General features: G+C 33.9%; 10 protein-coding genes. 5 read left to right on the top strand and 5 right to left on the bottom strand.

What is annotated here, in order from left to right; all coding sequences use genetic code 11:
- Window positions 1-90 precede the first annotated feature (90 nt).
- The 4 genes from CRT24_RS16450 to CRT24_RS16435 form a co-directional block, all read right to left on the bottom strand.
- Entirely contained in the window at window positions 91-1251 is a 1161-nt protein-coding gene (locus CRT24_RS16450) for a FecR family protein (protein WP_099372269.1), read from the bottom strand.
- Window positions 1252-1297: 46 nt separating this feature from the next.
- The gene (locus CRT24_RS16445) at window positions 1298-1852 is read right to left on the bottom strand and encodes an RNA polymerase sigma factor (protein WP_099372268.1); all 555 of its coding nucleotides are present in this window, start codon (window positions 1850-1852) and stop codon (window positions 1298-1300) included.
- Window positions 1853-2215: 363 nt separating this feature from the next.
- The gene (locus tag CRT24_RS16440) at window positions 2216-4117 is read right to left on the bottom strand and encodes an FAD/NAD(P)-binding protein (RefSeq protein ID WP_180269159.1); all 1902 of its coding nucleotides are present in this window, start codon (window positions 4115-4117) and stop codon (window positions 2216-2218) included.
- A gap of 473 nt (window positions 4118-4590) precedes the next feature.
- Complete coding sequence (locus tag CRT24_RS16435) at window positions 4591-5604, bottom strand: LLM class flavin-dependent oxidoreductase (protein WP_099372266.1); 1014 nt, start codon at window positions 5602-5604, stop codon at window positions 4591-4593.
- Window positions 5605-6145: 541 nt separating this feature from the next.
- Between CRT24_RS16435 and pckA the strand changes: the two genes are divergently transcribed.
- The 3 genes from pckA to CRT24_RS21100 are packed head-to-tail and all read left to right on the top strand — an operon-like array spanning window position 6146 to window position 9665.
- Window positions 6146-7726, top strand: coding sequence for a phosphoenolpyruvate carboxykinase (ATP) (gene pckA, locus CRT24_RS16430; RefSeq protein ID WP_099372265.1), 1581 nt, complete (start codon window positions 6146-6148; stop codon window positions 7724-7726).
- A 4-nt stretch (window positions 7727-7730) separates the two neighbouring features.
- Window positions 7731-8756 (top strand): class 1 fructose-bisphosphatase, encoded by a 1026-nt coding sequence (gene fbp, locus CRT24_RS16425; RefSeq protein ID WP_099372264.1) that lies wholly within the window; start codon window positions 7731-7733, stop codon window positions 8754-8756.
- A gap of 54 nt (window positions 8757-8810) precedes the next feature.
- Complete coding sequence (locus tag CRT24_RS21100) at window positions 8811-9665, top strand: DUF6265 family protein (protein ID WP_099372263.1); 855 nt, start codon at window positions 8811-8813, stop codon at window positions 9663-9665.
- Between the two features lie 90 nt (window positions 9666-9755).
- Here the strand turns inward: CRT24_RS21100 and CRT24_RS16415 are convergent, their stop codons facing one another.
- On the bottom strand, window positions 9756-11927 hold the full coding sequence (locus tag CRT24_RS16415; RefSeq protein WP_099372355.1) for a S46 family peptidase: 2172 nt from the start codon (window positions 11925-11927) through the stop codon (window positions 9756-9758).
- Between the two features lie 266 nt (window positions 11928-12193).
- On the opposite strand from CRT24_RS16415, the gene CRT24_RS16410 reads away from it, so the two are divergent.
- Complete coding sequence (locus CRT24_RS16410; RefSeq protein ID WP_257214069.1) at window positions 12194-13936, top strand: chloride channel protein; 1743 nt, start codon at window positions 12194-12196, stop codon at window positions 13934-13936.
- 376 nt (window positions 13937-14312) lie between these two features.
- Window positions 14313-15479 (top strand): efflux RND transporter periplasmic adaptor subunit, encoded by a 1167-nt coding sequence (locus CRT24_RS16405; protein ID WP_257214068.1) that lies wholly within the window; start codon window positions 14313-14315, stop codon window positions 15477-15479.
- Window positions 15480-15549: the final 70 nt, after the last annotated feature.

Below are 15549 nucleotides of genomic sequence, written 5' to 3'. Positions count from 1 at the left end.
AGATTGATTTAGTTAATAATTGGTTTTTTAATTACTAATATTGGATACTTTGCGCGGCAAATTGATCCATTTCCTGGAGTATTTATGTTATCATATATGCTTATTATGTATTATTAAATGGTTATTTTGAATTGAAAAGTTGTAATCTGAGGTTTTTGAGAGCATTTCTAGGAATTGGGAGAGGTTTACATCTCTATTGATGGTTCCTGAGAAAGTTTCCTGATGATTTTTGAATTTTTTATAATCGGTTTTGACTCCATACCAATTTTGGATCTGAAACAATATTTCTTCCAACCTGTCATTTTCAAAATAGAATTTTTTGTTTTTCCATGCTAAATCTTTTAAGATGTTAGCATCGAGAATTTCAATACTATTGTCTTTAACTATTGCTTTTTGGGACGGTTTTAATATCCTTGAGTCGTTTTTGGATTGGACATTTACTTTACCTTTCTCTAAGGTTGTAATCAGTTTTTCATTGTAATTGTTGACATTAAAAGAAGTGCCAAGAACTTGAATATTAGCCTGATTTGTATTGACTATAAATAATTGGTTCTGGTTGTTTTTTACATCAAAGAAAGCTTCACCTTCCACAAATACCTCTCTGTTTTTCTCTATAAATTTGGAAGGAAATTTTATAGTACTATTAGAATTTAATGTTACTAAGGTGCTGTCTGGCAGCGTTAGATTGTAATACTGTGCTATTGGAACCTTAATTTCTAACCATTCTATTTTATCTTTTGGAAAACTGTGCTCAATAGCTATATTATTGGCCTTATCGATGATTTCTCCTGTAGCATTGAGTTTAACAGGGTTATTTAATACAATTGATTCACCGTTTTGAAACTTTAATTCTGCACCTATTACTGCAGCTTTTCGATCCTTGTCATTTACCTCGGTTCGATCTGCGTAATTAGGAGTTTGTGATATAGAAAATAAGGAATAATTGAAATGAAATAAGCTTAGACACCCGATTAATATTATACATGCAGCTGCTAACCATTTCAAGTTATGTTTCTGTTTTAATGATTTATTTTGGTTGAATCTTTTTTGCCAAGCGGTTTCACCAACAAAAGAATTTAGCAGATCCAAATCTTGCTGGAGTATTTCAGGGTTTAGAAATTTCTTAAATAAATTTCTATTCTCTTCATTTTCCATGATCCAATTATTTAGCTTACGGATTTCTTTTACAGAACATTTTCCGTTTAAATATTTGATCAAGAGTTGAGTAATGGTTTTTTCCTTTTGGCTCATAATTATCCATAAGAAAAGAAGAGGAGAAAAAAGGGTGAATTAATTATTAAAATAATTTTAATTCTTGATTAATTATCGCAACGAATAAGAGATAATATTCTGGATTTAGGTTTTTCTGCAAATAGGCTAAACCTCTTTTTTTATGGGTTTTTACAGTGTTGATACTGATATTGAGATTATCCTTAATTTCACTATTAGATAAACCTTCAAAGAAACTCAATTTTATGACTTTTCTACACATTGCCGGGAGGTTATTCACTAATCTTTCTACTTCTGCCAGAAGTTCTGTATAAATAAGTACTCTATCTAATTCTAAAGAGTCTTGTTCATTAAACCCTGTTTTTTGCCAATATCTATCATTTACTTTTGTTCTTTTATGTTCGTTTATAATTTTATTTCTGACGGAACTGTATAAGAATGATTTAATAGCTGCTGGATTTTCGGAAACTTTCGTTTTGTTAGCAAAATAGGAGGTAAATGCATCATGTGTTAAATCCTCAGCATAGGAATAATTGCCAGTTAATTTAAATGCATAAAAATTTATGTATTTGTAAAAATTAATGTACAAGTTTCTGTCAGACGTGGAGACTGATTGGTTCATTATTCAAATACTTAAGTTTGTAATTAGTTGTTAATTAGAAATAAATATATATAATTCAAAATTAATTTAATGAAATTAAGTTGAAATGATACAAAAGAATCGGGGTAATTGGGGGAAATAAGTGTTATAATAGAGATTGATGAAAATTGAAATTGTAAAATTATATTTTGGAAGGGGAGTAGGTTTTTTTGGGGAAGGGAAAAATTATGATGGTGGGATTTTAATCCTCTTCTGAATTAAAATCATCACCATCATAAAGGAATTCAACTAAATGTGAATTCAAGTCTTGTGTTAATACTTCGTCTTTTATCATTTTTAATAAATTTTTATTATCAAAAATACAAATGGACTTTAATGAAAGTATTAATTTGATGTTAAGTTTATGTAATTAAGGTTTGAGAACTTGATGCATTCCATTTTATTGTTTCTGCAGCTATACTTCTCAGCAATTCTATCCATTGTAGCAACACTCCATTCATCGCTGAAATTATTTATTTTCCTCGATAAGCTGTCGTTCTGAAGAAATGTACCATCTGTAGGTATCCCGTATAAATATATTAGAGCATTGTTAATATTACCTATTAATCTGCCGTCTTTTTGAACTGCAATTTTTCCGTTTTCATATTTGCCATTTACAATTTCGCGTACATACCCTTTCTTTTGCATTCTTTCGAACAGCAAATTGTTTTTCAATTTCAAATTCCCTTTAGGAATCCTGGCATCTATAAAATAATTGAATTCTTTTTCGATATAAGAATTTTTAATTTTCAAACTGTTGTCACTTATTGAGATGGATGGTTCTTCAGAGAAAATAAATTTTACAAAACCATCTTTCGCCAAGCAAAACAATTTATCTATCGAGTCTCTAGGCGGTCCAAAAGCTGTGTGGTTAATAAATGCCATCCAATGTTTTTCAAAAGATTCCTGGGATTCTTCGTCAAATCCGTTATGAGCAAATAAATCTGCGATTTTATAAAAACCTTCTCGAAGGGCAGCGATTGCAGCAGCCATAGGACTTTTGAGCTCCCCTTGATCGGATAATTTTAAGCTATAGATTCCTAGATCAACAATAAATTCATGGTAATTCGATTCCATTTGTACTTTTGAGTAGGTCATAGGATCAATCAATGCACTTATGGAGAATAACTTCGAAGAATCAAATGAATCAATAAAATCTAGTATTTCTGAATCAGATAATTCCTTTGTAGAATGAACGTGCGAATAGAATGCTATTTGCGTTTCTAAATTATAAATAGGTAAAATATCCCTTTCAAAATTTAGTTGCCCATTTCTTGATTTTAAGGAATTCACCCAATCGTCTGTCATTATTTTTAACTGATATTTGTTTCCTTCCCAAAATGCATTTCTTGGAAGCATTGGCAAATTCCTCCTAGAAAAAGGATAGATTGTAGGTTCATAACCAGAGGGCAGGTATCTATACTCTTGATCTTGTTTATAAAATATTCCACCTCTTCCCTCAGTAAGGTGTAATACAGCATCCATAAAAGTCAGACCTATGCCTTTGATTGCTACATCGACTTGTGAAGGTATGTCATCCAACAATTCTACAGGATATGCTTGAGGCAGGTACATTATGTTTTCAGAAACATCAGTAGCCAATAAATTCTCCTCTTCCATATTTGCATAACTATGGCCAGTACAAATGATTGTAGATTCGTATTGATAAGGCAATCTTTTCTTGGAGGTGGTGACTTTTGTTTTTTCCTCAACGACATCAATATCAATTACATTGGCATTGATCAGTTTGATGTCCATTGTATTGGGGATATTTTCTAAAATGTTTTTGAGGGCATCCATCAGATATAGACCCATTAACTCTCTGGAGCAGAAATCTCCATGCCTTGGTTCATTTTCTCCCGATTTATTCTCATTTATCCAATCAATTAATTTGAGGCGTTTTGGTAAAATATGAGGTTTATTCAGGTCTTCCCAGCAACTTATTTCAGCGATACAATCATTCATTATCAAATAAGAGGGTAGGTGCGGCTGAAAATTCGGTCCTGCTGCAAAATCTCTAGTATGGTTGAACCAATGTATATTGATCCTTTTTTCAGTATTTAGATGAATTATTTTATTGATAAAACGGTCTAAGGCATAAAAACCTTTAGGTCCGCCTCCTATAATAGCTATATAAATAGATTCTGACTCTTCAGTCGGTAAATTGTTTTCATTTACAACCCTGTTGTAAATGGTCTTGGGTGCCTTATTAAGAAAAGGGTCCAGATATGCAGAATTCCAAATCATAATTAATTTTTTATTAATCATTGGATCTCAGTTAAATTTAATAACAGATTTCAGCTTTTCAGTGCATATGCAAATCCCTCTATGCAGAAATATAGAGCCGGTTTAGATTCACTTATTTAGAAATCACTATTTTTGCTTCAATCAAAAATTATCTATACCTATAGGATAATATGGAATTATCCAGGGATACCTAACTGATATCTCCAAAATTGTAAATCACTAAATCACATTAATAATTATTCCAATACCTTTATTAAGCAATAAGTACCATGGGTACCTGCTTTGCAATCTTTTCTTTAAAAAAAAGATTTAGTTGTGTGATGTAGTAAATATAACAGTAATTACCCAAAACGGTTTGTATAATTTCTTTTTTTTAGGGAGATTTTGCGTTTTTCGGCTATTTATCCTAATAATAGGGTATAAAAAAAGGATGTTCTATTTAAAACATCCTTTTTAAAGATTATCTCACTATATTATTTATTGGAATCTTGATTTATTATGTCGAAGGTATTTTTGATTAAATCGAAAGCTTTCAATCTTTTTTCATCATCAAAGATGTAATTCGTAGTCATAATTTCTTGAGCGTTCACATTTCTTATCAGATTTTTTAAATCTACAGCTAATTTATCAGGATTTCCGGTGAAAGTACTTGATGTCATGGAGTAAACTGCTTGCTCGATTTCAGGTATGCCAGCGAAGATCGGTTTTTCTGTTGGAGCAGAAAGAGGCATTCTCCTGTTGGTGACAATTCCTGCAAATAGATTTTGTAAACTTGTTGACAGAAATTCAGCTTCCTCGTTGGTATCTGCTGCGATGATGTTCACACACACCATAAAATATGGTTCTTGTAGTTGTTTTGATGGTTTGAAATTCTGTCTATAAATATCTGAAGCAGCTTTGAGCATATTTGGAGCAAAATGTGCTGCAAAAGCATAAGGTAATCCTAATTCCGCAGCTAGGTAAGCACTGTCCGTGCTCGATCCTAAAATCCAAATTGGAATTTCCAATCCCTCTCCTGGGAATGCCCGAACTTTTGAGTCGAAATTATCTTTGCTGAAAAACCTTTCAAGCGCTAATACATCATCTTTGAAATAAAATGCTGTATTGAGATTGTTTCGTCTTAAAGCCATTGCTGTAATTTGATCTGTCCCCGGTGCTCTCCCCAATCCTAGGTCAATTCTGCCAGGATACATAGATTCAAGAGTTCCGAATTGCTCCGCAATAACTAGAGGAGCGTGGTTTGGAAGCATTATCCCTCCAGATCCAACTCGTATGTTTTTAGTTTTTCCGGCGATGTGTCCGATAAGCACTGATGTTGCTGAACTTGCAATATGTTCCATATTATGATGCTCGGCCAACCAGATTCTAGTATAGCCCAATTGATCTATATGTTGTGCTCCATTGGTCGCTCTGACAATTGCATCAGTAGCAGTTTTACCCTTGCAAAGTGTTGCTAGTTCTAGGAGAGAATAATTGACGTTTTTCATGGAGGTAAATATACATTTGAAAATTTCAATAAATAGTAATTCTAATGTTATGAATTATTTCCTTATTGTCATGTTTTGAACAATATATGTTTTCACATGTATTTTAAACGATGTTAATCTATTTAAGAGATGGATTTTGAGGGAGCAGGCTATTAATTTACTTTAATAAAATATGGATTATCGTAAATAAAATTGAAATAAACATGAACATATATTATCGAATTTACAATCTATATTGTCAATTCATTTTAGCAAAGTAGATAAGGCTCTACATTTTCATTTGAATTAATTTAATACTACAGTATAAACGGCTTTTTTCAACTCAAAAACCCATAAAAATGCGTTTAAATCATTTAAACCGACATTGATAAAAATCATGGAAATTACGTTGTTATTTTGCTAAATTAATTATTTCAATATTTTTAATTTTATTTACCTGATAATCAGCATTTTAAAAATGTGTAAAATTTACAATATGCTAAATTTACTTTTTTTATTGCTAAAAATATATATAGCTTTGTTCGCAAAATAAATCCTATATATGACAAATTTAATCAGTAATCAATTGGAGTCACTTGGGGTTCGTCCAAAAGGTCCAATTTATTTTCAACTTCCAGTACCAGAACTGGTTGAACAAGCGATTAAAAATCAAGAAGCAGCTCTTACAGAAACGGGTGCTTTAAGTTTCAAAACCGGGATATTCACCGGGCGATCTCCAGAGTCTAGATTTATCGTGAAAGATGCTGAGACCTCAGAAAATGTAAATTGGGGTAAGGTTAACAAACCTATGAGCATTGAACTATTTGATCTATTGCTGGAGCGAGTGTGCCTATATCTATCCACAAAGCCGATTTATGTTAGGTCAGTTCAGGCGTGTAACCATAAAAACTATGCGCAAAATGTATTGACTGTGACTCAAAGCCCATGTCAGGATATCTTTGTTAATAATATGTTCATCAACGTTGATGTTAATAAACAAAAAAATATTGACTGGACAGTTCTAGCAGCATCCAACTTGAAAGTTGATGATTACGCTGAATTGGGTCTTCCAACTTCGCACTGTGTGGTTTTAGATTTAAGTAGACATATCGTCATTATAATCGGTACTGCGTATACAGGAGAAATCAAAAAAAGTATTTTTTCCGCATTGAATTATTATTTACCGTTGAAGCATGATGTATTAACTATGCATTGCTCAGCGAATGTGGGAAAACAAAATGACACAGCATTATTTTTTGGTCTTTCAGGAACGGGTAAAACCACGTTATCAGCAGATGAAGGAAGGCTTCTGATTGGTGATGATGAGCATGGATGGACTGACAATGAAGTGTTCAATTTTGAAGGAGGCTGTTATGCCAAAGCAATTGGTTTAACTCAACAGCACGAACCGCAAATCTTCAATGCTATCCGATTTGGATCTCTTTTAGAAAATGTAAATTTTAAATCGGGAACTCGTGAAGCTGATTACGAGGATAGCAGCATCACGGAGAATATGAGAGCTTCATATCCAATTGAATTTTTGGAAAATGTAAACCCAAGAGGTTTTGGGGCATCACCTAATCATATCTTTTTCTTAAGTGCTGATGCATTTGGAGTTCTTCCTCCGATTTCAAAATTGACTGCTGAGCAGGCTATGTATTATTTTATCAATGGATATACTGCAAAAGTTGCTGGTACAGAAATGGGAGTTAAGACTCCGACGGCAACATTTTCAGCTTGTTTTGGCGCGGCATTTATGCCACTTCACCCAATGCACTATGCAGAGATGTTGAAGAAAAAGCTTCAAGAAAACCCTAATATCCAAGTTTGGTTAGTTAATACCGGCTGGGTAGCAGGACCTTATGGTGTCGGAAGAAGAATACAACTAAAATACACTCGTCAATTGATTCGTTCCGCTATGGAAGGACACATCGGCGAAGCTGGATATGAGAAACATCCGATATTTGACCTTCAAATGCCTAGGGAATGTCCTGAGATACCTGCTAATCTTTTGAATCCAAAACGTGTTTGGGATAATCCTGAAGCATATGAAGAATTAGCAGAAAAATTAAAAGGAATGTTTGACGAGAACTACGCTCAATTTATTCCTAAAGAAGAAGTGGTTGAGAAAGTTTTGAGCTAAAACTATGAGCATACAAACACTAGAACAATTTATCTCAGAACAACAAACCCAATTTCCACAGGCTAAAGGCGAATTCACAAGATTATTGCAAGCAATATCCTTGGCCGCGAAAATCGTTCACCGGGAAGTTAATAAGGCGGGTTTAGCTGATATATTAGGTAAACTTGGCAATACAAATGTTCAAGGAGAGGAGCAACAAAAATTAGACGTATTTGCCGATCATTATTTTATGGATGCATTGGAGAGAGTAGGCGAGTGTTGTTATTTGGCATCTGAAGAACATGAAGATGGGATTGATCTAACCAAAAGAAATAAATATGCAGTAGGGAAATACATGGTATATTTTGATCCTTTGGACGGTTCGTCTAATATAGATGCAAATGTTTCTGTGGGAACAATCTTTTCTATATACAAAAGAATAAGTACGGGAGAAGAATTGCAGAGTGTAGATTTTAGCCAAACTGGACGGGAACAGGTAGCTGCTGGCTATGTTATTTATGGATCTTCAACGATGCTAGTCTATAGTACTGGAAAAGGTGTTAATGGATTCACTTTAGATCCGTCTATTGGCGAATTCTGTTTATCGCATCCTAGATTAAAGATTCCTGAGAACGGCAAAACATATTCTGTAAATGAAAGTAATTACAATCAATTTTCAATAGCAGTTAAGCAATATCTGCAATATTGTAAAGAGATTGATAAAGATAGCAATAGGCCATATTCATCACGATATATAGGCTCATTGGTAGCTGACTTTCATAGAAATATGATTCAAGGAGGGATTTTTCTTTATCCTGATACTTATCAATATCCAAATGGAAAATTGAGATTGATGTACGAATGCAATCCACTAGCTTTTATTGCAGAGCAGGCTGGAGGGATAGCAACAACAGGAGAAAATCCTATTTTGGATATTATCCCAACTAAATTGCATCAAAGAACACCATTAATAATTGGAAGTAAGAACATGGTGGAAATTGTCGAGAAATTTATTGTTGAATTTTCCAATGAAGAGCCTTCATTTGCCTGATTTTAATTAACAAGTTGAAGCAATAAAATATTAAGTTTGCTTAAACATTTAATTATGAAATTCAGTATTATTTTGGTTTTAACTGCAATGAGTCAGTTAGTCCATGCTCAAGAAGCTCTTCCATTGTTCTTAAAAGGTCATTGGAGAATAGAAGGTTCAAAAAATTTTGAACAATGGGACGTGGTCTCCAATTCAAGCATGAAAGGTTTTGGTTATAGCCTTTCAGATAATATTCCAGTTATCAGTGAATATCTGGATATTAAAATTGAAAATGGAAGGCCTATATTGATTGCTACAGTTTTAGGACAAAATAATGGTGAGGCAATAGTATTTCAAGGAAGCATGACTAAGGATAATTCACAAATTCAATTTGAGAATTTTGATCATGATTTTCCACAACAAATTACATATACATACTCAAAGGATTCTTTGGAGAGATTAAATGTTAGGATTTATGGAAAGGGTAAAGAATCTTTTTTGAAAATGAGTCGCTTAAATTCTCCTGAAAAAAAGGGAATAGAATTCGACAAAGAATTGGCAGAAAAGCTAGGTGCAGATGATTATGGAATGAAGTCTTATTATTTTGTAGTGTTAAAGACAGGACCAGAAAAGAATAAAAATAAAGAATTCGTTAATGAAGCATTCAGCGGACATATGTCAAATATCAATAGGCTAGTAAAGGAAGAGAAATTAATCGTTGCTGGACCATTTGGAAAAAATAATGATCAATTTCGAGATTTATTTATCCTCAACAATGTTAAAACAGAAGAGGAAGCTAAAGAGATCCTTGAAACTGATCCAGCAATCAAATCAGGTCTATTGTCCTATACCATCTATCCATGGTATGGATCTGCGGCATTGCCCATGTACTTGCCGTATTCAGAAAAAGTAACCAAATCAAAGTTTTAATATTCTATTAAGTAGTAAAAGCCACCTGGGAAGGTGGCTTTTTTTATCTAATTGTAGAAATACTTATTCTTCTTGTATATGAATTGAATGCTATTTTACACCCATTTCATTGATAATGAATTGTGCATTGTCAATTTTATCAGCAATCCATAATACATATCTAATGTCAACTCCGATTGACCTACTATAACTTTCGTTCCAAGCAAAGTCATTTATGGTAGCATCGTAAGCTCTATCAAAGTTAACTCCAATCAATTCACCATAGGCATTCATTATCGGTGATCCTGAATTACCTCCAGTGGTATCCATGTTATAAAGGATATTTACAGGAACATCATTAAGGTCTTTTTTGAAATAATTTCCAAAATTTTTGTCCAACCAATTTGTTTTGATGGACTCTGGGTATGAAAATTCAGGCAATCCAGAATTTCCTTTTTCAATAAGTCCTTTTACTGTTGTAAATGGTTCCATATAAGTAGCATCCGCTGGACTATATCCTTTGATATTTCCATAGGTCAATCTCAAAGTTGAGTTTGCATCTGGGATAAAGCTCTTCGACTGGAATTTTTCTTTTACGGCGATGTAATCTGCCATTAGCTTACTCAAATTTCCTTCTCTACTTTTTTGTTCTTGCGCAAAAGGAGTCATCTCTTTTTCTAATTCTTTTTGGAATGCCATCAATTCATCTGTATAATTCAAAAAGGTATTGGCATCTTTTAAGACTGTATTTTCAAATGCTTTTTGATCCGAAAGTTTAGAATTAGAAATTGCATTGGAGATATAATTTGCAGCTTCTTGTTCATTTTTAAACTTATGTGCAGCTACGAAAGGTAAGCTATTTCCATCTTTCAATTGATATGCTTGAGAAAACATCGTGCTCGCTATATTTTTATCAACTGCAAGATTGTAGCTTTCATAAAGTCCAGCTAATTGTTTTTTGAAACTTTCAATATTTGCATTGAAAAGATCGGTTTTCCTTTTCGTTGACATTTCTTGATTCAGAGCTTCTTTGAAAGAATTCGTTAGACTTGCCAATTGCAATGCTCTTATACCGCTGTAAATATTATTATACCACAATTCTTTCTCAGCATTTTCAAAAACTCGGTTATAATGATTGTCAATATCTTGCATCAAAGTACCGTATTGAGCTTTCAATTCTGCATCTGCTTGGATAAACTTCGAGAGTTCCTCATCTTCTTTGATTTTGGTATTTACTAGGTCAATGTTTCTGAGACCTTTCAGTTTACCGCGATAATTCTTCATCACATTTGCATTTCTTTTGATACGGGTTGCAAGTGCTAACTCAGTTGCTTTATCTTCTTTTCCGGCTTCAAGCATCTGTTGATTTTGGAAATCATATAGTTCTGAAGTATAAGGCAATAAATATTTTTCCTGGTATTCAATATATTGAGCTGGTCTATGACGGAATGTTCTTCCAGGATAACCTAATATAAATACGAAATCATTTTCATTCACTCCTTTAGGATTCACTTTCAGATGTTTCTTTGGTTTATAAGGAACATTTTCTTTTGAATATTTTGCTGAAGAACCATCCGGAGCCACATAGGCGCGAAGGAAAGAAAAGTCACCCGTGTGTCTAGGCCAAACCCAGTTATCGGTTTCACCGCCAAATTCACCAATATTCTGTCTAGGGATATAGACTAATCGTACATCTTCTATGGTTTTATATCTAAACAAAACATAACTCTTTCCAATAAACATTTCAGATACTTCGGCTTTTATAGTTGGATCCTGTGCTTCCGCTTCTTTGGCCAATTCTTTTCTTTTGTTGTTTATTGCATCTATTCTTTGAGCTGGATCGGTAATATTATTTGTGCCTTCAAGAACTTTCTGTGATACGTCTTCGTAAGAGTCTGTAATCCGAATGTTAAGTCCTTTGGCTTCGATTTCCTGTTCGTGTGAATTTGCGACAAATCCATTTTCTAAATAATTGTGTTCAGGTGTTGAAGCTAACTGAACTGCACTAAATGCACAGTGATGGTTCGTAATGATCAATCCATTAGGTGATACGAATGAACCAGAACAACCACTCACTTGTACCAGTGCATCTACAAGACCGATTTGACCGGGGTTGTAAATTTCTTTTTCACTGATTTTTAATCCTGCTTTCTTTAGACCCGCTTTACTCAGTTCACTGAGGGGGAACATTCCTTCATCCGGAATAGGTACGGTGTTTGGAATTATTAGGGTACCTGTGGTCAAAAAAGCAGCAATTAATCCTGCTTTGATATAATTTAGCATAACTATAGATTTTGTTTCATCCCAAAAATAGTAAATGTTGTCCGTCAAAACATAAATATCTATGAACATCTCTGATGATATATTTAACTATTCGATAAATGGTTCATATATTTGCAGAAATTAATGAGGTAAAAGCTATTTTTCAATCAATAATCCTATGAGGGCCAATTAATTTTAGAATTCTGTTATTTTGAAATTAATCCTGGAAGCAATAAAAAATGAGACACAAATTCCTTAAGAAACTAGAAGCAATAAATAGATGGAGAATGCAGAAGATTTCTAACAGAAACTTCTTGATTGTTCTAGCGTTTGTGGTTGGTATTGTTGGAGGTTTGGCTGCAGCTTTATTAAAAGGTCTCACTCATTTTATTGCTGCTAAATTACAAGATGATTTAGAATGGCATTTTAAATATTCTTTGTACCTTATTTTCCCATTGATAGGGATCTTCTTAAGTGTGCTTTATGTGCGTAAGTTTATAAAAGGTAAGAAACTAGAGCATGGAATTACTCCAATTATCTATTCCATTTCCAGAAGGTCGAGTAGGATTGATATTCACAACATTTATTCTCAGATTGTAACCAGTGCGATTACCGTAGGGTTTGGAGGGTCTTCAGGACTTGAGGCACCGATTGCCTATTCTGGTTCAGCGATTGGATCGAACATTGGTAGATTCTTCGGACTAAGTTATAAGGAAGTTACCATGTTGCTTGCTTGTGGTGCTGCAGCAGGTATTTCCGGAGCATTCAATAGCCCTGTTGCAGGGATGATCTTTGCAATTGAGATCTTATTGCCAGAATTTTCAATTCCAGCATTTATACCTTTGTTGATTTCTTCAGCATTGGCAGCAGTAATTTCCAGGATATTATATAGTGAACCTTTGTTTCATACAGCAGCTACCGATTGGGAGGTGAGTTCGATATTCTTTTATATTCTATTGGCTGTTTTGGTTGGAGTTTATACGGTTTATTTCTCCAAGATAAGTCAGATTGTCAAGAACTGGTTTGGGAAAATCAAAAACCCATATAATAAAGTATGGTTAAGTGGTATTTCGTTAGGCGTGATGATTTTCATCTTTCCGGCACTTTATGGAGAAGGTTATCTTACCATACAGCAGATGCTCGACGGTCATTTCAATTCGATCGTAAAGAATTCCCTGTTTGCTGAATATAGAGATATGGCTTGGGTTGTTGTGTGCTATACGGTGTTGACATTGTTTGCAAAATCTTTTGCAGCTCTATTTACCATCAATGGTGGTGGTAACGGTGGAGTATTCGGTCCAAGTTTGGTCATGGGGGGATTGATAGGGTTCGCTTTTGCATTTGGGATGAATCAAACAGGGTTTGTTCAATTAAATGTTCCCAACTTTGTGATGGCGGGTATGGCAGCGGCACTAGCAGGGATTATGCATGCGCCATTGACCGGTATATTTTTGATTGCTGAAGTTACTGGCGGTTATACCATGATGGTACCTTTAATGTTAGTTGCTTCAATCTCTTATTTAATCAATAGAGGAGTGATGAAGCATTCTATATATACCAAAGTTTTGGCGGAATCTGGAGACTTGCTTTCCTATGAGGATAAAGATAGGACCGTATTGAGTATGATGAAGCTCCGGTATGTCCTAGAAACGAACTTTGTAGTTCTCAGACCGAATGAGACACCTTTAGATCGTCAATCTGATATCATTCACTCCAAAAGAAACATCTTTCCCATTGTTGATGAAAAAGGTAAACTGATTGGAATATTATATAGCGAACGATTGTTTTCGATTCTATTGGGCGAAGAAGAGGGTAGGGACAAGACCTTTTCAGCATTGGCACAAAAGCCAAATGATATAATAATAGAAACTGAAAATATGGAATTGGTAATGAACAAGATGAATAAAGAGGATGTTTGGATATTACCAGTCGTGAATAAAGATGATCAATACTTAGGTTTTATCTCTAAATCCTCTGTATTTAATAAATATAGGGGTTTGCTAATTCGTCAAGGTCAATATTTAGAATAAAATATCTGTTATATATATTTATGAAAAGAGGCAATTGGATTGAAATTCAATTGCCTTTTTTAATGAACAAAATCCTTTAGGACATTACATTCTAGAGTCTTTTTCCTCTAAATAGCGCTATTTGACTATGTTTTTTTGAGAAGGTTTAATTTAAAATTGGCGAGAATTTACAATTAATTGTCTTCAATTAATCATTATCTAAAGTTTGAGAATCAATGTTTTAACGCTTAAATATCCCAAAACAGGCGTATAATTAACTAAAAAATAATATGTTAACAAATGTTAAACGGTACAATAATTGTTAAATGATACGTTAATAAGATGGAAGTGTAATAAAAATATTACGAAGACAAAAAATACAAATCGGAAAATTACTGTGAAGAAAACAAAGTTATCAATTTTAAAAGCTACATTTTTATTGATTAGTTCAGTTAGCATCATGGCTAGCTGTTCTGAGAGCAAATCCAAAGAAAAAGAAAATACGACAAAAGCAATGGCTTTACCAGTTTACACGGTTGAGAGATCGGATGCTGTAACGGTAAAGGACTACCTTGGTACCATAGAGGGTAAGGTTAACGTTGAAGTTCGTCCACAAGTGGAAGGACTCCTGCAGGAAATCTATGTGGATGAAGGTGCTTATGTTCAAAAAGGTCAAAAACTATTTAAAATAGACCCGTCTTTCTATCAAGAAGATTTGAATAATATGTACGCTGCAGAGAAGGTAGCACAAGCCAAATTGAAAAATGCAAAACTTGAAGTAGACCGTTTAAGACCATTGGTTGAAAATGATGTCATCTCAGATGTTAGATTAGCATCTGCAGAATCAGATTACCAAGTTGCTAAAGCAGGCTTAGATCAAGCTGCCGCAGAAGTAAGATCTGCACAATTAAGTAGAAATTTTACAACGATTACAGCTCCAGTAAGTGGTTACATAGGACGTATCCCAAAACGTATCGGTAACTTAATTACAAAAGGAGACAAAGAACCTCTTACCAATCTTTCAGATATTCAAGAAGTATATATTTACTTTGCGATGAATGAGTCTGATTTCCTGTATTTCTCAAAAGCACAGGCGAAGATGGACAGTATCGAGGGACGTAAATATGATAAATTGAAGAGATTAACATTCCCTGAAGTTACCTTAATGATGGCTGATGGGGAAGAGTATTCTTCGAAAGGTATTGTGGATGCAGTGAACGGTCAAGTTGATAGAACAACTGGTTCGATTTCATTGAGGGCAACATTCCCTAATCCCAATAATATCTTACGTTCAGGAAGTACGGGTACTTTGAAGATTGCTGAAGTGAAGAAAGATGTTTTGCAAATTCCTCAGATTGCGACGAATGAATTGCAAGACAAGACTTTCATCTACGTTGTTGATAAAAACAATCAAGCACAACGCCGAAACATCAAGTTAAATGGCAAGACCAAGGATAAGTATATTGTATCTGAGGGAGTTCAAGAAGGCGATCGTGTAATTCTAAGTGGATTTGAAGAATTGACTGAAGGGTCAGAAATCATGCCTATTCCACAGCAAAAATAATTGTTTAATTAAATTTTAAAAGCTGATTCTAACTTTTCCTTACTTATAGAGTAGGGAAGAGCTTAGAATA

The organism is Sphingobacterium sp. 1.A.5, assembly GCF_002734235.1.
GTDB classification, from domain to species: Bacteria; Bacteroidota; Bacteroidia; order Sphingobacteriales; family Sphingobacteriaceae; genus Sphingobacterium; species Sphingobacterium daejeonense.
The sequence above is the reverse complement of the archived record's forward strand: the minus strand, read 5'-3'. Positions and strand labels throughout refer to the sequence as shown.

Excerpts from the sequence above, each read along its gene's own strand:
- fbp (WP_099372264.1), top strand. The coding sequence starts at position 7,731 with ATGAGCATACAAACACTAGAACAATTTATCTCAGAACAACAAACCCAA.
- CRT24_RS16445 (WP_099372268.1), bottom strand. The coding sequence starts at position 1,852 with ATGAACCAATCAGTCTCCACGTCTGACAGAAACTTGTACATTAATTTT.
- CRT24_RS16410 (WP_257214069.1), top strand. The coding sequence starts at position 12,194 with ATGCAGAAGATTTCTAACAGAAACTTCTTGATTGTTCTAGCGTTTGTG.
- CRT24_RS21100 (WP_099372263.1), top strand. The coding sequence starts at position 8,811 with ATGAAATTCAGTATTATTTTGGTTTTAACTGCAATGAGTCAGTTAGTC.
- CRT24_RS16440 (WP_180269159.1), bottom strand. The coding sequence starts at position 4,117 with ATGATTTGGAATTCTGCATATCTGGACCCTTTTCTTAATAAGGCACCC.
- CRT24_RS16415 (WP_099372355.1), bottom strand. The coding sequence starts at position 11,927 with ATGCTAAATTATATCAAAGCAGGATTAATTGCTGCTTTTTTGACCACA.
- pckA (WP_099372265.1), top strand. The coding sequence starts at position 6,146 with ATGACAAATTTAATCAGTAATCAATTGGAGTCACTTGGGGTTCGTCCA.
- CRT24_RS16450 (WP_099372269.1), bottom strand. The coding sequence starts at position 1,251 with ATGAGCCAAAAGGAAAAAACCATTACTCAACTCTTGATCAAATATTTA.
- CRT24_RS16435 (WP_099372266.1), bottom strand. The coding sequence starts at position 5,604 with ATGAAAAACGTCAATTATTCTCTCCTAGAACTAGCAACACTTTGCAAG.